We start from the raw sequence: 17,949 nt of genomic DNA on the forward strand, positions 1-17,949 counted from the left end.
TTACGCCAATTGCTCATCAGGTGTCGGAACAGAAGCAATGACGTCCGCAAAAATAGTCGCGCGGTCTGCCGTCGAAGAGACGACAAGGCGATGCAAGCACGTCGGCTCCCAAACGGCTAACACATCTTCTGGTATGACGTATGATCGGTTCGCTAAATACGCATGGGCTTTTGCCATTTGACAAACAGCGAGGGCGCCACGTGGGCTAATGCCTTGTAAAATAGATGCATGCTCACGTGTCGCAATCGTCACACGTGTAATATAAGCTAACAATTCGTCAACAATGCGCACTTCTCGTACTTCTCGTTTCATTTTTTGAAGTGCTTCACCGTCTAAAACCGCTGTCATTTCTTCTAAAGGATGACCGGTTTGACGGTCTCGCAATAACGCGACTTGGCTTTCAAAATCGGGATAGCCTAGCGATAGCTTAATCATGAAGCGGTCTAGTTGCGCTTGTGGCAGTGGCTGTGTGCCCGCACTTCCAATCGGGTTTTGCGTCGCCATCACGATGAATGGTTCGGGTAGTGCATACGTTTGTCCGTCGACGGTCACAGCACCTTCTTCCATCGCTTCGAGCAATGCCGATTGCGTACGGCTAGACGTTCGATTGATTTCATCGCCGAGTACGAAATTCGCCATTACGGCCCCTGCATGAAAAACGAAATCATTTTTGTTTTTATCAAAATAGTTAAAGCCGACAATGTCCGAAGCCGTCACGTCTGGTGTAAATTGAATTCGCTGAAATGACAACTGCATCGCTTTACTAAATGCGAGAGCGAGCGTCGTTTTTCCGACACCTGGCGCATCTTCTAATAAAATATGACCGTCTGCTAAAATAGCCATCCACACTTTTTTAATTTCTGCTTCTTTCCCTCGTACGACTTTGTTCATTTCTACTATTAATTCATTGCTATTCATCGTTGTCGTCCCCCTGCTCTATGCTATGTATTAATTGTTCTGTCAAAATAATCGACGGTTCAAACGGTTTCGCTAATTGATTCGCTGCTGTCGTATAAAATTGATTGTTTTTGAAAAATACGTGTGGTCGCTTCGGTGGCAATACTTCCCCGTCGAAAAACAACGCACAACGATCCGATACGCTCGCTGCAAAATTCAAATCATGCGTGACGAGTACAATCGTCATTCCTTCCTCTCGCAACTGCTGCACTATTTTTTGTAAGCTTTCTTTCGACACCGGATCGAGCCCTTTCGTCGGTTCATCTAACAATAAGAGTGTCGGACGGTCTAACAACAGCTTGCCGAGTGCTACTTTTTGTCGTTCACCACCGCTTAAATCAGCCGGATGTCTCATGAGTAACGCATGAAGTTGTAACGACGTGGCAAGTTCATCTATCCGACTTTCTATTTGTTCTTTCGTCATCCCTTGTCGTTTACAAAACGCTTCATAATCCGCACGTACCGTATTTTCTAAAAATAAGAGCAACGGATCTTGTGGTAACAATCGAATCGTATGTGTTGGATTTTTTTCGACCATTTCAACCGATTCCCTTCAAAAAACAACTTGCCTTTATACGGGGCAATTTGTCGTGCAAGCACTTGCAACAGCGTCGATTTCCCTGCACCGTTACTTCCAATCACACTCATTATTTCCCCTTTTTGAATAGCGAGTGAGACGTTGCGTAACACATCCTGCCCGTCTTTCGTATAACGAAAAGACACGTCCTTCGCTTCGTAAATAGGCATATTCGGTTGTTGTACAGTAGGATACGTTGGGGCAGAAAGTGGTACACAATGTGCTAAACGTTCCTGACCTTCCCGAAGCGTCCAAGCGGGTTGCCGCGTTTCGTCGACTGCTTGTGATAGTTGAATAACAGCTGGTAAATACCGTTTCCACGATGGCACGTCTTGCATAAATTGTTGGAAAAACCGTTCTTTTTTATCCGCCAATACGATGGCCCCGTCTTGCATAAAAACGAAGTCCGTCGTATGCGGCAATAACGCTTCTAATCGATGCTCTACGATGATAATCGTCATGCCTAAATCACGATGGATACGACCGAGTAGCTCGATTAATTCTTTCGCTGCAATCGGGTCCAATTGGGCAGTCGGTTCGTCTAGCACTAAGACATTCGGGTGTAGAACGAGTGTCGACGCTAAATTCACAAGTTGCTTCCCCCCTCCAGAAAGAGACGATATTTTTTTATGGAACCAATGTTGAATACCAAAAAAATGTGCCATTTCCCCAATGCGCATTTTCATTTCATGCGTTGAATGTCCGGTGTTCTCTAAACCGAAAGCGAGTTCATGCCATACGTCTTCTACGACGAGTTGTTCTTCCGGTATTTGGTGGACGTAGCCAATTGCCTCTACTTGCACACGTTCAGACAACTGCGCTAGTTCCGTTCCTTGAAAATAAATATTCCCCTGTCTCTCCCCGTTCGAGAATGTCGGCTTCAGTTGTTTAAGCAAAGTCGATTTCCCTGCTCCAGAAGGTCCAAAAATCGTCACGAAAGCACCTTTCTCTATCGTTAAATTCACCGCTTTCAGTCGCTCCATGCCCTCTAATTGAACCGTTACATTTTCGAGTTGTAATAATGCCATTTCCATCTCTCCTTCACATCAATCGCAATCGGTAAAAGCCCACAAATTGCCACGCTCCATCCCGCGATTGCTGATAAATGAACGTCTTTCGTTTCTGGGAAGTAGTCAAAGGCTGTTCCCGCGTATTGGCTACAAAATAAACCGATACAGGCGACGGTCATACCAATCACAACTCCATCTCGTACGTGAAAGCGATACAGTTGAAATACCGTCTTCCCTTTCAGATGGTATCCTCTCGCTCGCATCGCATCATTTTTTTGGAAGCTTCGTTCGAAAGCCCACGTCAAACTTTCAAACAGCACTTTCATCCAACCGAGTAGACGATCGACATAACTCGCCGTCGCATAAAAGCCAATCGACTTTTGTGCGCGGTGCATCGCCTTCAAGCGTTGTTGGCATGTCGGTACGAAATACAAACATTGCGTAAGAAAAAACTGAGCGCAGGCGATAATAGGCGACAAGCAAAAAGAAAACGATCCGTCGCTAAATGATGCACCGCATTCACATACATTAAATGAATGGCACAGTAAAGTAACCCGACGCTCACAGCCCAAAAGAGCACTTCTTGCGTCACCGCTTGGTCATTCCAAAAAAAGAGCGGCGTCACACCGTTATGTTTGAAAGCAGCACTTGCGATAACGATGAGTAACACGACACAAATGTCATACAAAATGAACGCATTCGCTTCTTTTCGTGGTGTCCGCATCCGAAAGTGAATACATGTCAACAACAACACGAGTAGCACGACGAGTGGATGTCTCGTCAGCACTGCCATCGTGAGCCATGCACTATAATAAAAAATGACGGTCAGTGGATGATACGTTTGAAACGTCATTCTGCTTCTCCCCCTATATCTTTTCCGAGTTTCGTCGTATAGATGATGTCGATACGATCTTTATTTTTCAACGTATATTTACTAACTCCGACATTCGGGAATTCGCCATTTACGCGATACATCCAGCCACTTTGTTCACCCGCTGAAAACTCGTACACGTAATTGATTCCTTGAATGTACGCACTTTTATACACATTGGCATTCGCACCTTGGTACTCCATTTGAATACGTTCTTGCCGAGTAGCTCGCTGCAAAATATCAAATGCCGTATCTCCGCTTCGCAATACGTAATTTTTCGGTTTCAAAATCCACCCATCTTTCGGCACGTATGCTCGCAATGACGGTTTCAGTAACATAGGATTGTCAGCGAGTACTTTCGCTTGAATCGATAACGTCACGACGTCATCATTCTCCGTAATGACGTCCGCATGCGTCGCATAATAATCTTCCACCGTTTGAAATTTCGTGCCAGTAATGAGGACACACGCAATGAGTAAAATGAAAGCGCCGATTAACAGATCCTTTTTCATACGCTGTCCTCTTTACGTTGGCGGCGTTTCCATACTATCCATCCCGTAATGGCGACGACGAGTAACGCGACTCCTCCGTAAGTGATGTACCGTTTTTGACGTAACGCTTTCATTTGTGTTTGCGCTTTTTCGACATCTTCATATTTAATAATTTGGTGTTGGTCGTACGTAGGAAGTGCTTCGTACGACGCCATAATTTCGTCGACATGTGCCGCATCTTTTAACGTTAATGCGTCGAAAGGATAGAGCTGTTGTAAAATCCGCTCATTCAATTGTTGAATCGCTTCTTTCACATCGGCAATGTCCGCTTGTCGTTTTGTTAATGCACGCTGTTCGTCCGTATAGTTCGTTGCATTTTTCGCTCGTTGGAAACGATCGAGCGCCTTCGCTACATCGACTTCTTGCTCTGTCGATGGTTCTTTTGCTAAAAGAGCTGCGACCGCTTTGGCATCCGCATCCGTTAATTCCGTAACGCCGGTCGATTTCGTTTCGAAAAGCGTCGGCATCGGACTTATGCATATAGACTGCTTATTATTTTCCGTTAAATCTGCGGGCAGCGTCCCTTTTTTCTTTTTCACAACATCGGCTAATTGCGCATAGTTACGGACGTAGCGACGTTCTTCACGCGGAACATTTTCATACGTACGCAGCGCTTGTTGCCACGTATTTTCATTTGTCGTAAGCTGTTCGATTTTTGTCGTCGCAGCGGCAATCGCTTTTTTCGTTTGCGCAGATTGTTCCGGACGTAAATCGTACAACGTTCGTAATTTTTCTTCTTGGCGCAACAAGGCAACGAGCGCATACAACGCTTGTTCACTCGCCATCGAATTCGCCTCGTCTGGTTTCGAAGTCGGATTACTCGCATTGTACGTCTTCGCATGAATAAAGCCGCCCGTCGGTAGTTCATAGCGAATCATCGCATCGTACACGTTCTGCCCTTTTTTGATGAAACGTGCGTCTGTTTCAATATCGATGTGTAAAGATGTGAGTGCCACTGCCACTTGTGCCGTACTTTCTAAATTGGCAATGCCGCCGCTCATAAAATCGGCCGTATCTTGCTGTTGCTTACTTAACCACTGCAGCGCACGGTCGCTCGTCTCACGTACAGTCGTCGTTTTAAATAGGCGATGTTCGTACGTTTTTTCGTCGTTATAATACGGTGCTAGTGCCGTTAAAACCATTGCGGTCATATCGACGTCCGCTTCTTTTTGGTCAATTGAAAAGCCACCGTTCTCCAGTTGCAGTGCTTCAATGCGACCGATGATGTCCGCGCGTTGTTCAAAAGCATTTTTCGGCACGTCATAATCGAGCGCATCGAGCGTCAATAATGCCCAAATTAAACCGTTTAATCCTTGTGTACCGAGGTTTGCTGTTTTCCCTCTATCATACGTACCATCCGCAATTAAGTTATGTCCGGAAACGTCTGTCGCATCGCCACCTGAAGCTAAATAAGCAAGTGAAATACGATGCCATTCTGTCGCCTTCGCTTCACTTAATTTCCCAGGCAATTGATAGCGTTCGGACACTTTTTGACGCATGATGGCCACGTAAGATGCGTAATCGTCTGGATAGCCGACACGCCCCATACCGAACGGATACCAGTCTACACTGCTCGTTCCGGCATCTCGTAAAAAAGGTTCTGATAAAAGCGGTTCGTCTTGCGGCACGCTTTGTTGTTCTTTTTTCCAATTAACGATTGCGGTTATTTTTCTTTTAACGTCGCTGAATCAAGCGTTTCAGCGTAGACGTTCGGTGCGCGCATGACGACGCATAGTATACATGCGAAAAATAAGCACCACCATTTACCATTCTTTATTCCATTCATTGTTCGCTGAATCCCCTTCATTGCTGCCATTTCCTAATGCAGCGCCCCCATTAATATCATTTCCGTAAAAAAGTGTGTAACGTAATCGAATGACATCGCCATCTAAAAAGTATGCATCGGCAATGCTGTAATTCGGATAATCGCCGTTAATGCTATACATCCAACCAGAACCATTTGATAAATCAAATTCACCTAATGAATTCGGTGTGTACGACTTCGCATTGTAGTATTCGGCATGTTTTTGTACGATTTTATCGAGATCACTCGGCACACGTAATGACGCATTCATGTTCTCTTTTGCAATACTCTTCAAATAAAAACCGCCGTCCAGCGTGCCATCATTTCTGTACGTGAAGCCATTTTCGCGAAGCAATTGGTCAAGGACGTAAGAGCCTCTTTCCCCTTCGTGCAACTCAACTTTCGTTTCTGGAATTAACTTCCCGAGTCCGACGGTTGTCGCTTCTACACTAATCGTAGCCGTGCCGATCACTTTGCCTTCATCGACGTTTTTCGCATACACCGTATACGTTTTCGTTGCGATTCGTCCTTGCGCATCCCACGCTTTTACGGTGACGGTATTTTTGCCTTCTTCTAATTTCAATTTATAACTAATTTTTTCACTATCCGCCCAAATCATTTGAGCCCCTTTGCCATTCACTGTCACCGCAACGCCGCTTGCTGGTAGCTTTTTACCACTCGCATCCGTCGCCCAAATCATCAAATTACGAATCGAGCCGCGCATTTGAAGACCATTTTTCAAATCGGTCACAATTTGCGGACCGTCTTTGTCATCTGGGACGGTTTCATTCGTCGTTTCTTCAGGTTCCGTGTAATAAATCGTATACGTTTCACGCTCGGTTTCCCCGTCGAGCGTAGCAGATAATTCGACGATGTTCTTCCCATTTTGCAACAAGTCGTAATACGTGCCATTCACTTCTTCCAGCGGCTCATCATTGAGCGTTGCACTCATCTCGAGTTCTTTATCTCCCGCAAAAGCAGCGGCCGTGAAGAAAAGTTCGGCATTCGAAACTTGTGCATTTTTCAAATCCGTTTCAAAGTTAATGCGTTGCTGTTTTTTCACGTACGTCACACGGTATTTTTTCTCGACTGTTTCACCATTTAAAGTTGCACGCATCGTAAACTCATTCATACCTACTTGTAAAGAAGCTTCGTACGTATGCTCGTCGTTTTGTGCCAGTTCTTCCCCGTCGAGTAACACGTCCACCGCATGCGTCGTTTCATTAAACATCGCATTCGCTACAAATTCGATTCGTTTCGATGTCGTTTCCAATCCGTCTTGTAAATTCGTACGAATCACGAGTTTATTTTCTTCGTAATAAACGGTATACTGCCGCTCAACGACTTCTTCTTTTTCCCCTTCGCCGTAGGTTACTTGAATGACGATTCGATTCGCCCCTTGTTGAAGCGTGATGCTACCATCAAAATCCGCAACGGGTAGATCGTTGACGATGACGGTCGTTTGGCTTACATCGTCTGCTTTATTTTTATACGTAATCGTAAAGCCATATGTCGACTTTGTAACCGTTTCCCCGTCTTGAATAGACGTTGTGAAATAGGGATTCGTATCTTGTTTACCTGTTACAACCGTTTTAGACGTCGATGTTTCTTTCTCTTGCGCCCCTTTCGTCTGATCGGAAGCATTTGATTTTTTCGTTTTACTTTCTTTTCCTTCACCCGATGCACTTCGCTGCTGGCTTTTAGAAGATTTTCCTTTCGTTGCCACGCTTTGTTGCTCTTTCGTCGAAGGTTTCGTAGAAGTGACTTCTTTTTGTGCCACATTCGGTGATGTAGAAGATTGTGTTTCGTCTACTTGTTGCTGCGTGTTCTTCTGACGCTCTTGTTTTTCTCGTGACGAAGAACGGTCCGATTGACTCGTTTTTTTCGTTTCCCTCGATGGACTACCTTCTATTTTTTCTTTCGTTTCAATCGGTGTCCCTTTAACGGACGCATACGCTAATGGCACGCTAGAAGTCGGTTGCAACGGCTCGAGTAAAACGTTTGCATATTGTTTTTCCGTTTGATTGAAAAACGTAAAACCGAGTAGGCCGACGATTAAAAATAAAGCCATTCCCTTCAAGAAAAGTCGATGTTTGACTAGTTTCATTGTTTGAATTTGCACCCCTTTGCAATAAAAAAAGCCTGACCGAGTAGGCCAGGACTAAAATGACAATATGTATTCAACAAAAAAATACGACAACTTCGCCCTAGTCCCAGAAGGCGCGTTACACTCATTTCGTAAGCAAGTCTCCTGACTTAAATCGTCTCGCATACGCTCGCCTTCCCAGTTTCCCAGTGGCATAAGAGCGTCGCACGATTTTTACAGTGGCCGGACCGTTCAAGATTTTCACTTGATTCCTTTTGAAGCTTTTTTTACAAAGCACTCACGAAATATTTAATTGTTTTTATTATACATAAATTTCAGACAATTAACTATGCTATCGACAAAAATGACAATATTTGTGAAAGGATATGACAAAAAAACTCGTACTTTAGCAAATGCAAAAGTAACGAGTTTCTCGTGTGTGAAGAGCCTAGGAAACCCTTCGTTCCATACCTTTTTCAAAATATTTCAATCCACGCACGCACCGGGGCGCACGACTTATTCTTTTACATTCCTTCATATATAGACAACTGGATGCCTTCTAAAGGTTCTACGACGAGTTCGAACGGTTCGTCTCGATTGCTCGCTTCTTTTAATTGCAGGGAGCGATGCACTTTTGCCGAACTATACGTGCCAAGTTTCGTTGGATGTTCCCACCAGAGCACTTTTTGGACTTCCATCGAGCCGTCCGGACGTGCTGACGAAGCATCGTTTTCAAACAAAGATTGCAATAACACTTTAAACTGTTCCGCATCGTCAGGCGTAAATCCTGTTTTCTCTGCTAACTGCGGATTAATGCTTCCGAAAAAGCGGTACACCCCTCGTTCAACACGATGCTTCATGCCCATCGTATCCGCCCCTTTTCGCTCGCTCGTTTCCGAATTCGTACTTTTCGTAATGTGCGTACTAATAATATGAATCGGTTCGACACTAAAAGCCGGGTGAATGGAAACCGGACCGCGAATACCGACCGACACCCCCGTTCCTTTTTGCGTACCTCCTCTAAAAGCAAAAAGCTGCCCGAATGCCCGTACGTCAAACCATGTCGCACATGCTACCTTTGCGAAAAGTACGTCATCTTTTTCTTTTTCAGCTTCTACTAATTGCTCGACTGCATTCGCACGCTCGCGTAAACTTTTAAAGCCATCTACATTTTTGTCTTTCGGTTGGACGAAAATCGGTTGTTGTAAATCCATCGCACGGTTGCGAATTTTTCGTTTGATTGCGACGTCCGACACTTCACCGTACCCTTCAAAATTTTGGCGTGGACGGTTACCATTTAACGGATCCCCATTCGGGTTCGCCTGATTCACCGTGAAAATGACCGCAAAATCAATTTTTTTCGTTAAAAATGTCATCCGAATCACCTGCTTTCACTTTTTTCCTATACAAGCTTTGGCGCTGACTGTAGTAACCGAGTAAATAGAGCCCTGTCAGTGCCTCATCGTTAAAATCATCTGCTTCAAAAAGGGCGATGATGTCATTGATTTGTACCGCATATACGTCAAATCGGCTTTGTAGTCGGACAGCATCAAGTTGCAACCGAACGGCTAACGTCTGCCACGTCCGCTTCGGATTCCGCCTGAACGCATCCATCAAACGGAGCGCATTCGTCAAACGTGAATCACTTGAGAAGCGGCGGGCTTTTTTTTCAACGTAGTCGGACAAAGCGAGCAATCGTCCGTACAAATAACTGCGGTCCGTATTGTATCGCTGTAAATCCATCGTATAACATTCCTGGGCTGCCTTCGCCTCGTATTTCACGAATGAACAGGCGACAGCTAGCACCCATTCCCAGTCATATCGCTCCAGTTCGTTCGGGTTCGATGCCCGTGCAATCGCCTGTTTGACGAGGTCAATCGGAATCGCCCGTCCGTCCAACATACACGGAAGTAGCCGCTGCACCGTCGATTTGACGAATTGCATATGTGGATTCGGTGCATCGATTGCTTGCGCGATGCTTTCTAACATCGGTGCTCCCACATATGTCACATTCTTTTGTAAATCAGCGTCAAAATACGTATGATGCCATGCCAACTCCGTATGCCATTTACTAAGCTGCTCGTAATACGCTTTGAATGAAAACGTCCGCTCATACAAAATAGCTAACCTTCCCGGCGTTGCCGCATCCAACACGAGCATATGCAGTCGCTCCGACCATCGATTTTCTCGTGTACGAAGTAGTTCCATATACGATGCACCCAGTTGTTCGGTCGCTTCTCCTCGTAAAATACGTCGACGCTTTTCGATGCCCGTATCGACCTCGCCGACCGTATCCCCCCACGTTAAAAAGACGCGATCATCAATCATTTTCCCTTGTCGTTCGATGAGCCATTGCAGCGCATGATGCGCTTTTTGAGAAACGTCGTACCCCATCGTTGCCACTTGCTCTGCTTCTAAAAATCGACCACGAAAAGTAAAGCCACTACGATCATTACATGAAATCAATTTTGCACGGTCGCCTACATTTCGAAGCTTACTCGGATGCTTTTTCGTGACGGGCATCCATGCACCCGTTACGTAACAAAGCCCTCGTTCTTGTAAGTTCATGTCCGTATACGCGCGGTAACTATTGAACATCTCCTCATTTTCCCAAACAGGCGGTCTTCCTTCAACAGTAAAGCGTACGAAAGCGGTCGATTGCTCCCCGACTAGTTGTTGAAAGATTGGTGGCTTGTCCGCACCCGACCATTTTTTTAGTAGGTGTCCACGTTCATCCACGTGTAAAATACTTTCTGCTACTAAATCTTCGATGAGCCGTGCCTTTTGCACATACGCATAAATCGCTTGAACTTCGGGTGGGCAACCCGGCTGTTGACACCAATTGGCAAGCTGCTCGATATACCGATCAAAGCCTTCCTTTTTCGCTTCGCCCGTGTACGTATCATAGTCACCCGCAACATACATTAATTTATCGTGTAACATATGAGGCATGAATGACTTCCCTGCACGCATGCCCGACTGCTCCGTAAACGGAATGACCGTATTCACTTTCGAAAGTACGACCGCCGTAATCCATTCACCAGAACACGTTAGACGTACTTCGATATGTGCCGTCTGTGTCATATGCGAAACCGGTAACAACATGAATGGAATCGCTTGCCCTCGCACGTATTTTAGCTCTACTTTCCCTACCCGATCGGCATTTGCTTCATACGTTTGAAGTAAAGATTGAAAAAATGTCATTCGACTTCCTCCTCATCCATTCGCATATTCCGTCCGATTTCAAATGTTTTCGGCTTAAATTCTCGAATGTCACGCACGTGTGTACACGCTTCTGGTCGAGGAAAGACAATCGTCCCGTTCACCATTTCAGGCTGCCAAAGACGCACTTGCATCATCGAGCCTTGTTTTTGTTCGTCTGGATACGTAATGCCGTGAAGCATCGTCGCAAACTGACGAGATTCTTCGTCATACGCCCCTTGCCGCGCACCATACACACACGCTTCTACGTATGCCTGACATTCTCTCGTTCCTAAAAAAATGTCCCGCCGTCCCCCTGCTCGAACAGCCCGTCTCGCCATATGATGATGCTTCGCCTCGTTCCAATCTGCCGAAAGATCCGGTCGTTGACGATTAAACTCAAAATGTGCACGCACTTCGTAACACGGTCGGCGTAAATACATATACGTTGCGAGCGTATTCCCCGTCTGTCCGTAATCACTTGGACGAATCGCTTTCGGTTCTGTATCAATCGGATTCATAATACGCACTTCATCGATGTACCAAATAATCGATGGCTTCCAATAAATAGATTCCGTAATTCCTTTTAAAGCACTGTATGTCGGGAGGGGCAGCGTCATCTTCTCTCCACCCATTTTCATTAATGGATTTGTAAATAAACCATATTCCCCGTAAACGACAAATTCGATTTGATTGCGAATTTTCATCCGCACCCCTCCTCTAGCATTTACCAAAATTATACAAAAATGATAAAAACGCGTAAACAATTCATTTTTGCTACTTTTAACACTTTTTTCGCTTTTTACGACCGTAGTAAAAATAAATGTGAAGAAAAATCCCCCTTCTTTTTTGTCGAGAAATGGTTCATTACATAGAGAATAAAAAAGAGTCGTGCCTTACATATCAATAGCTCAAGCGACTTCAACTCATGGAATCTACGTCATGCATCGAAGCAAAATACTGCACATACACAAGCGAAAAAGGCCCTATGCGCTACTTCACGAGTTCGCCATATTTTAGAGAAATAAGAAAAGACATTCCCGATGGTAGTGACCCACGAAAGTGAGACAATGAAAAAAACACTTCTTTTAAGCAGAATGTGACGGACGCTTTCCTGGGGCATGGCAGAAGCCTCCTCGCTCGCAAGCTCACTGCTGGGGTCTTCTGCTCATGCTTTTCCCCTAGGAGTCGCCGTCAAATTCTTATTAAACCATCTTTTTCCGGTATTGTACTGGAGAAAGGTGTTTTTATTTGTCTCATTTTATTAGGTCAGTTCTCTTTTTTGTTTGTTATTGTTCGTTTCGATTGACACGTTTCGCGGACGCAGCTTCATCGAAAGTGAAAATAAAATGGTTCTCTTACTCATGGCGACACATTTAAGAAAATACACCATATAGGAATCGTCATTTGCGCATAAAAATAAAGAAGGAGATGTCAAATTCGACATTCCCTTCTCTATTAAAGGCTCGCATTTACGTATATCCCGCCCTTTTTTCGGTAGGAAACAAACGTTGCTACTCAGATTCAAAGTCTTCTATTTCTTCATTTACTACTTCTTCTAAAAACTGTTCGAACGATTCAGCTATTATTTCTGTTATCGGTGGAACTTGCCCTTTTTCAGGTATCTCATCCCAAATGGATACAACTTTTGGGATTTCATATGACGTATCTAAGCAATACAGTTCGCCGTTCCCCAAATTGTAGATGACTACTAAATTTTCGCTTAAATTTATTTCTTTTCTGCTTTCCATTGTGCATGCTAAAGCATTCGTACAGTCTTCATTTTGTTGTAAGATGTTCTTATTGGGTATTCCAAATATTTCTAATGCTCCGAATGATACATAACCAAAGTCCAAAAGGAATTGTTTATAACTTCCTTTTAATTCGATACGTAATTCTTTTTCAAATTTTTCAATTAATTCTTGAGTGACGTTTGGGAAAAACGCTAACTCATCTTGATATTTTACTATTCTTTTTTATGAATTCATATTTTTCCATTTAATTCACCTCGAATTGATTACGTATGGCTTTATAAATCCTTATTGCACTAACTCTTTATGCTTGTTTGAATTTATTTCGATGTTAACTCAACGATTCGTGGCTTTTTTTGATGTTCCCTAACTTTTATTTAGGAACGTTATTTGAAGGAGTTATTTATTATTTAGAAAGGGATTTTTCGTAAAATACTATTGTTAGATTGTCGCTTATTTTCTTAGTCTCCCCTGTTTTTTCATAACCTAATTTTTCATAAAGATGACAAAGTCCTTCTTCTTGCATGATCGTATCTAATTCCCATAAATCTGCATCAGGATATAGTTGTTCTATTCTAACAAAAACTTTTTGAGCGATGCCTTTCCCTTGATATTCTAGCAAGATAAATATAGGACTGACACGATACGAGTTATTTCCTAGCTTTACAATTCTAATGGCACCAGCTGTATATTAAATAATAATCTGTAAAAGATTGATTTAACCTAGTAATCACGCTTTCCAATGACTCATTAGCGGGGTTTGTATCGTCGTCTTAATATTTTTCTAGTAACGGCATAAAAGAATTGATTTGCATTTCGTGAATTTTCACTGCATCTTCTAAATTAGCTTTATGTAAAGATATTCCCATAAAACAAGCCTCCCTTTAATGAAAAGTGTTCCCATCCCCAATGGTGTATTTAGTAACTTTATTCAACCGTTAATACTTCTGTATCGATAGCTTTTGGTGAAGTGCAACCCATAAGTGTATAGCTTGTTTTACCGCTATCTTTATTTTCTTTAATTTTTTTACAAGTTGTTTTAGTAATTTCCTTATCACCATAGTTATCATGACTGTTATCTTGAGTAACATGTATTATTTTATTTTTGAATTCGTAATCATGAAGAATGGCATCTCCCTCTTTTGTGTAATGCACGATTCTAATCGTATCTTCTTTTCCTTGCTGTACATTTTTTAAAAATTGATCAAATCGTTCTTTATTTTCTATCTCTCCATGCTTATCAAGAATGTCACTTTCTTTTTCAACATATTTTGGCTTACTATCAACTGCATTATTACAACCTGAAAGTAAAACTAAAGAACTCAATGCTAAGAAGCCCATATATTTTTTCAACATATTTATCCCTCCTAGAATAACAATTACTAATATTTTCATATTAACATACTACTTATAATTCAAGAAATGCTACTAAAGCGGGGGTTGGAAAACAAAATTTCTCCGATTCCGTAAGTATCGACAACACTTTTTTCTTAGGTACTTTCATGAATCACCCTGTTAAATAGAAAAGCCACGAATCATTGATTTAACAATCATTCATGACTTTTTTGATATTCCCTAACTTTCATTTGGACGTGTTTATATAAATGGATTCTTTTATTAAATTTGCAACTTTTTGAGGATCCTCCACTATTAAATCATGAGAAGTATCAATTCTCTTTACGCTTAGTTGAGGCAACGTATTTTTTAAATCTTTTATGGCTTTTTGGCGAATAGATTCTAAATCTTTTGGCTCTTTCGCAGCGATTAAAGTGATGGGTATGGATAAAGTAGGTACTAGAAAATCGTATGATAATTGCGTATAAATACTAGCTGTCTCAGGTTGAATGATTAACTCGTATTGATTATCTGATGTTTTTTTGAAACGTTTTAAAGTTGCTTCCTCTAAAAAATTTGACCATCGTGATACTTCGCTTCTTTCAGACTCTATAACAGCTTGAGCAGACGGAAACTTTTGATCCTTGATGAATTGGATTGCGCCTTTTATTTCATCTTCCAACGAAACATTAAAATTTCTGGCATACAAATAACCCCCATCCAATAAAATAAGCTTTTTTACTTTTCCAGGGTACTTTGCTGCAAAAGCTAATGAAATAATAGCGCCTAAAGAATGTCCTAAAATGATGCTAGGTTCAACAATCTGACGATTAAGCCAATCACATAAACTATCAAAAGACATTTGATTTATCATGTCTGATTCACCATGCCCTGGTAAATCAAATGTTTCAATTTTTTCTCCTTCTAAAAATACTTTTAATTCATTAAAAGTATTTTTTGTACTACCAAGTCCATGTAAAAATACAAGTGTTTCTTGCATGAAATCCCCCCTGTTAATCATTAGGCTTATTAATAGCCCTTAATTCTTCAATCAATAATGCAGAATTTTTAATCAAACTTTCTAAATGTAAAATTATGCCATAATATATAAAGTTCCTAAAGCACTTTTTAGGAAACTACCTCTCTCCAATTCCATAACTACCGATACTGCCCATTTCTTGCTAATCTCTACCTTTGATTTGGGAACGTTATTTGATTTCTATTGCTCATTTTATTCATCAGCATACACTCTTTTAAAATAAGGTGTAACTAAAACTGTACACTAAAACGCTTAAATGGGTGTATACCCGTACCGAATTTCACTAAATCATGTTCTCTTAAGTAGATTACAGCTTCTTTAACTTCTTTTAAAATATCAGGATTGATACCTAATGAATTATGAGAACCATAAATCATAGTAACATTAGGGATTTTTGTGATTCTTTCTAAAGAATTGACTAAATCTATCGGGTTTGTTGTTGGATAAAAGGCATAGACTGGGGTTTCATCGTATAATAAATCACCCGTAAATAAATAGCCTTTTGTTTCATCAAATATAGAAATATGTCCCGGTGAATGACCTGGCGTATGATAAACAATTAATTTTCGATTTCCCAAATCAAGGACATCGCCATCTTTTAATAATCCGGTAGGCTTTCCGGTAAATGGTATATACGTATCTGGGTTAAAGCTTTTAGGCGTGGGAATCGTAATATCTCTTGCTGTATTTGCTCTAATCTGTTCTAACGACAACCCGACAATCCCATTAATTAACCAAGATTCTTCATCCTCATGCACAAAAATACGTGTATATTCGCCATGACTTCCAATATGGTCTGAGTGAACATGTGTTGTAATAACATCAATCGGTAAGGTTGTTAACTGGTCTGTCATTCGTTTCATGTTACCAATACCTAAGCCTGTATCTATAAGAGCAGCTTTTGTTGTGCCTAATAATAAAAAAGAATGTACTTTTTCCCAATGACCTAATTCACTAATTGCATATGTACTTTCGTCTATTTGCTGAACAGTAAACCAATCACCTTCTAACATGATAAGTCCCCCTACCTATTCCTTATTTTGTAATTTATTTTAATGATAACATTGAAAGTTTCTAAATTATCTACGATCAAATATAAATCTAATAAAATACTGTTATTTTCTAATAATTGGTTGCAGTTGTTGTAAAGCACCAAGGTATTGAGAAGCCGTTATAAAACAAATAAATGCTAATAATTCGTCCCTTTCTTCTTTCTTTAGATAATCATTTAAAACTTCTGTAACTACGAGAGGTGTCTGTCCTTTTGATTTGAGAAAAGCTTCTGCATATCCAGTACACACGGCTGTTTTTTCATCGTATAATCGTGGATTTGGCTTACCTTTCGCTTTGCAATAGAGGCAGCCATTCTCTTGCGCTAAGGTTTTTCTCACTTCTTCTTTCAGATTTGCAGACAAATGATGATCTTTTTCAAGTGCTTCGCTCATCTTTTCCCATAAAAATTGGATAGTCGTGTCAAAATTTAATAATTGTTGAAATGGTGTCATTCTTTCATTACCTCCCTTTATGATTATTCATTTTATCAATAAAAAATCGCATTTACATTCCATATTTAAAGCATTAAGATATGTATACTTTAAATATTGGAGGTATTTTTAAAAATGGATTTAACTGATGAAAAAATCATAAAAGAGTTAACCAATGACAGTAGATTATCAATGAGTGAATTAGGTAGACGTGTACATTTAAGTTCCCCAGCAGTAAAAGAAAGAGTTTTACAGTTAGAGGAAAAGCAAATTATTAAAAAATACACAATCGAACTAAATCAAAAAAATTATGGATACCCTATTAGTGCTATTATTGAAGCGACGATTACAAATACAAGATATGATGATTTCAAAAACATATAAAAAGTTCTGAAAATATCGATTTTTGCTATCGAATCTCTGGAACTGCTTGCTTTATGCTAAAAGCCAATTTTAAAACATTCGAAGAAGCAGAAACCTTTATTGACGGAATAATACCGTTCGCACATACAAAAACAAATTTCATTTTTTCTAATATGATGGAATAAAAAGATTGTCAGTATTTTTGGGAATGTACCGATTTTTTTACTCCAAAGTCATATTTAAGAATATACATAACACTTTTTCTTAAGTACCCTCATGAATCTCTTATACATTTCAATTTGACAAGTAAACTTGGCATATGTTAAATTGCTTTTGACAAGTAAACTTGGCGAAAAGGGGATGGAACAAATGCAAAGGGATGAATTGTTACAGAAATACCGCAATGAACGACAAGACGAGGGCAAAGATCATGTAAATGATTCGACAGATGCGAAAGCATTTTCCGGTATGTTAATTTTCGCTGTGCTGATTATAGTGTACCAAGTGTACAAAGATGTGCCATTTGGTGACGTTACTGCGCTGCTATTTAGTTTTCTAGCATTTGGTGGTTTCTACCGCTATCATGCAACGAAAGCAAAACACTTTTTATTAATGGGTGTGTTAAATGCAGCAATTTGCATTGGTTTTATTGTTTGGTACGTTATCCAAACGCTATAAATGGAGTTGATTGAAGTGGATAAAAAAGCATTAATACTTAAAAATCACATTCGCCATGCGCGGAAAGTGAAGAAAATGTCTCAGAGAGAACTGGCTGAGCTGATTGGCGTATCAAGAAATACGATCAGTTCCATTGAAACGGGTCAATTTAATCCTACAGCGAAACTAGCTTTAATTTTATGTATCGCTTTAGAGATGAAATTTGAGGACCTGTTTTATTTTGAATAGCATGAAAAAGGTCT

At 41.1% G+C, this 17,949-nt stretch carries 18 protein-coding genes, 2 pseudogenes and 1 riboswitch; of the genes and pseudogenes, 3 read left to right on the forward strand and 17 right to left on the reverse strand.

From position 1 onward, the window contains the following. From KSHG_RS08185 to KSHG_RS08270, 17 genes and pseudogenes are all read right to left on the reverse strand, one after another. On the reverse strand, positions 1-918 hold the full coding sequence (locus KSHG_RS08185; protein WP_010304475.1) for an AAA family ATPase: 918 nt from the start codon (positions 916-918) through the stop codon (positions 1-3). A gap of 198 nt (positions 919-1,116) precedes the next feature. Further along, positions 1,117-2,568 (reverse strand): annotated as a pseudogene (locus tag KSHG_RS16505) (ATP-binding cassette domain-containing protein); the annotation flags it as partial. Beyond that, positions 2,535-2,939, reverse strand: a complete 405-nt coding sequence (locus KSHG_RS08195) for an energy-coupling factor transporter transmembrane component T (protein WP_010304476.1) — start codon at positions 2,937-2,939, stop codon at positions 2,535-2,537. The gene KSHG_RS08195 and the pseudogene KSHG_RS16505, both read right to left, overlap by 34 nt. 5 nt (positions 2,940-2,944) lie before the next feature. Next, positions 2,945-3,397 (reverse strand): hypothetical protein, encoded by a 453-nt coding sequence (locus tag KSHG_RS08200; RefSeq protein ID WP_010304477.1) that lies wholly within the window; start codon positions 3,395-3,397, stop codon positions 2,945-2,947. Next, a complete protein-coding gene (locus tag KSHG_RS08205; RefSeq protein ID WP_010304478.1) occupies positions 3,394-3,927 on the reverse strand; it encodes a DUF4430 domain-containing protein in 534 nt (177 codons plus the stop codon). The genes KSHG_RS08200 and KSHG_RS08205 overlap by 4 nt, the downstream gene beginning before the upstream one ends. Next, positions 3,924-5,594: a prenyltransferase/squalene oxidase repeat-containing protein gene (locus tag KSHG_RS08210; RefSeq protein ID WP_010304479.1), complete on the reverse strand. Its 1,671-nt coding sequence runs from the start codon at positions 5,592-5,594 to the stop codon at positions 3,924-3,926. The genes KSHG_RS08205 and KSHG_RS08210 overlap by 4 nt, the downstream gene beginning before the upstream one ends. A 35-nt stretch (positions 5,595-5,629) precedes the next feature. Then, positions 5,630-5,752, reverse strand: coding sequence for a hypothetical protein (locus tag KSHG_RS18955; RefSeq protein WP_261797761.1), 123 nt, complete (start codon positions 5,750-5,752; stop codon positions 5,630-5,632). After that, a complete protein-coding gene (locus KSHG_RS08220) occupies positions 5,730-7,877 on the reverse strand; it encodes a DUF4430 domain-containing protein (protein WP_010304480.1) in 2,148 nt (715 codons plus the stop codon). Before KSHG_RS08220 ends, KSHG_RS18955 begins: the two co-directional genes overlap by 23 nt. 117 nt (positions 7,878-7,994) lie before the next feature. Continuing rightward, positions 7,995-8,173, reverse strand: a riboswitch (cobalamin riboswitch). A 207-nt stretch (positions 8,174-8,380) separates the two neighbouring features. Beyond that, entirely contained in the window at positions 8,381-9,232 is an 852-nt protein-coding gene (cas7c, locus tag KSHG_RS08225) for a type I-C CRISPR-associated protein Cas7/Csd2 (protein ID WP_010304481.1), read from the reverse strand. Further along, complete coding sequence (cas8c, locus tag KSHG_RS08230) at positions 9,207-11,060, reverse strand: type I-C CRISPR-associated protein Cas8c/Csd1 (RefSeq protein ID WP_010304482.1); 1,854 nt, start codon at positions 11,058-11,060, stop codon at positions 9,207-9,209. Before cas8c ends, cas7c begins: the two co-directional genes overlap by 26 nt. Next, the gene (gene cas5c, locus KSHG_RS08235; protein ID WP_010304483.1) at positions 11,057-11,764 is read right to left on the reverse strand and encodes a type I-C CRISPR-associated protein Cas5c; all 708 of its coding nucleotides are present in this window, start codon (positions 11,762-11,764) and stop codon (positions 11,057-11,059) included. The genes cas8c and cas5c overlap by 4 nt, the downstream gene beginning before the upstream one ends. An 807-nt stretch (positions 11,765-12,571) precedes the next feature. Then, complete coding sequence (locus KSHG_RS08245) at positions 12,572-13,027, reverse strand: SMI1/KNR4 family protein (protein WP_083844857.1); 456 nt, start codon at positions 13,025-13,027, stop codon at positions 12,572-12,574. A gap of 187 nt (positions 13,028-13,214) precedes the next feature. Further along, positions 13,215-13,484, reverse strand: a complete 270-nt coding sequence (locus tag KSHG_RS19105) for a GNAT family N-acetyltransferase (RefSeq protein ID WP_315970522.1) — start codon at positions 13,482-13,484, stop codon at positions 13,215-13,217. Positions 13,485-13,735: 251 nt separating this feature from the next. Beyond that, positions 13,736-14,164 (reverse strand): DUF6070 family protein, encoded by a 429-nt coding sequence (locus KSHG_RS08255; RefSeq protein ID WP_010304487.1) that lies wholly within the window; start codon positions 14,162-14,164, stop codon positions 13,736-13,738. Between the two features lie 226 nt (positions 14,165-14,390). After that, positions 14,391-15,143 carry an alpha/beta fold hydrolase gene (locus KSHG_RS08260; RefSeq protein WP_010304488.1) on the reverse strand — a complete coding sequence of 251 codons (753 nt, stop codon included), beginning with the start codon at positions 15,141-15,143 and terminating at the stop codon, positions 14,391-14,393. Between the two features lie 269 nt (positions 15,144-15,412). Beyond that, positions 15,413-16,195 (reverse strand): MBL fold metallo-hydrolase, encoded by a 783-nt coding sequence (locus tag KSHG_RS08265; protein WP_010304489.1) that lies wholly within the window; start codon positions 16,193-16,195, stop codon positions 15,413-15,415. A gap of 102 nt (positions 16,196-16,297) precedes the next feature. Next, positions 16,298-16,687, reverse strand: coding sequence for a carboxymuconolactone decarboxylase family protein (locus KSHG_RS08270; RefSeq protein ID WP_010304490.1), 390 nt, complete (start codon positions 16,685-16,687; stop codon positions 16,298-16,300). A 114-nt stretch (positions 16,688-16,801) separates the two neighbouring features. Here KSHG_RS08270 and KSHG_RS16515 point away from each other — a divergent pair. From KSHG_RS16515 to KSHG_RS08285, 3 genes and pseudogenes are all read left to right on the forward strand, one after another. Continuing rightward, positions 16,802-17,214, forward strand: a pseudogene (locus KSHG_RS16515) (Lrp/AsnC family transcriptional regulator). Between the two features lie 175 nt (positions 17,215-17,389). After that, positions 17,390-17,707 (forward strand): DUF6442 family protein, encoded by a 318-nt coding sequence (locus KSHG_RS08280; protein WP_235728351.1) that lies wholly within the window; start codon positions 17,390-17,392, stop codon positions 17,705-17,707. Continuing rightward, positions 17,708-17,935 (forward strand): helix-turn-helix transcriptional regulator, encoded by a 228-nt coding sequence (locus tag KSHG_RS08285; RefSeq protein WP_210432974.1) that lies wholly within the window; start codon positions 17,708-17,710, stop codon positions 17,933-17,935. The last annotated feature ends 14 nt before the right edge of the window (positions 17,936-17,949 follow it).

This window comes from Kurthia senegalensis (assembly GCF_000285595.1).
Taxonomy (GTDB): Bacteria; Bacillota; Bacilli; order Bacillales_A; family Planococcaceae; genus Kurthia; species Kurthia senegalensis.

Excerpts from the sequence above, each read along its gene's own strand:
- KSHG_RS08185 (WP_010304475.1), bottom strand. The coding sequence starts at position 918 with ATGAATAGCAATGAATTAATAGTAGAAATGAACAAAGTCGTACGAGGG.
- cas7c (WP_010304481.1), bottom strand. The coding sequence starts at position 9,232 with ATGACATTTTTAACGAAAAAAATTGATTTTGCGGTCATTTTCACGGTG.
- KSHG_RS08205 (WP_010304478.1), bottom strand. The coding sequence starts at position 3,927 with ATGAAAAAGGATCTGTTAATCGGCGCTTTCATTTTACTCATTGCGTGT.
- KSHG_RS08280 (WP_235728351.1), top strand. The coding sequence starts at position 17,390 with ATGGAACAAATGCAAAGGGATGAATTGTTACAGAAATACCGCAATGAA.
- KSHG_RS08265 (WP_010304489.1), bottom strand. The coding sequence starts at position 16,195 with ATGTTAGAAGGTGATTGGTTTACTGTTCAGCAAATAGACGAAAGTACA.
- KSHG_RS08270 (WP_010304490.1), bottom strand. The coding sequence starts at position 16,687 with ATGACACCATTTCAACAATTATTAAATTTTGACACGACTATCCAATTT.
- KSHG_RS08285 (WP_210432974.1), top strand. The coding sequence starts at position 17,708 with ATGGAGTTGATTGAAGTGGATAAAAAAGCATTAATACTTAAAAATCAC.
- KSHG_RS08195 (WP_010304476.1), bottom strand. The coding sequence starts at position 2,939 with ATGCACCGCGCACAAAAGTCGATTGGCTTTTATGCGACGGCGAGTTAT.
- KSHG_RS18955 (WP_261797761.1), bottom strand. The coding sequence starts at position 5,752 with ATGAATGGAATAAAGAATGGTAAATGGTGGTGCTTATTTTTCGCATGT.
- cas5c (WP_010304483.1), bottom strand. The coding sequence starts at position 11,764 with ATGAAAATTCGCAATCAAATCGAATTTGTCGTTTACGGGGAATATGGT.
- cas8c (WP_010304482.1), bottom strand. The coding sequence starts at position 11,060 with ATGACATTTTTTCAATCTTTACTTCAAACGTATGAAGCAAATGCCGAT.
- KSHG_RS08200 (WP_010304477.1), bottom strand. The coding sequence starts at position 3,397 with ATGACGTTTCAAACGTATCATCCACTGACCGTCATTTTTTATTATAGT.
- KSHG_RS08260 (WP_010304488.1), bottom strand. The coding sequence starts at position 15,143 with ATGCAAGAAACACTTGTATTTTTACATGGACTTGGTAGTACAAAAAAT.
- KSHG_RS08220 (WP_010304480.1), bottom strand. The coding sequence starts at position 7,877 with ATGAAACTAGTCAAACATCGACTTTTCTTGAAGGGAATGGCTTTATTT.
- KSHG_RS08255 (WP_010304487.1), bottom strand. The coding sequence starts at position 14,164 with ATGTTGAAAAAATATATGGGCTTCTTAGCATTGAGTTCTTTAGTTTTA.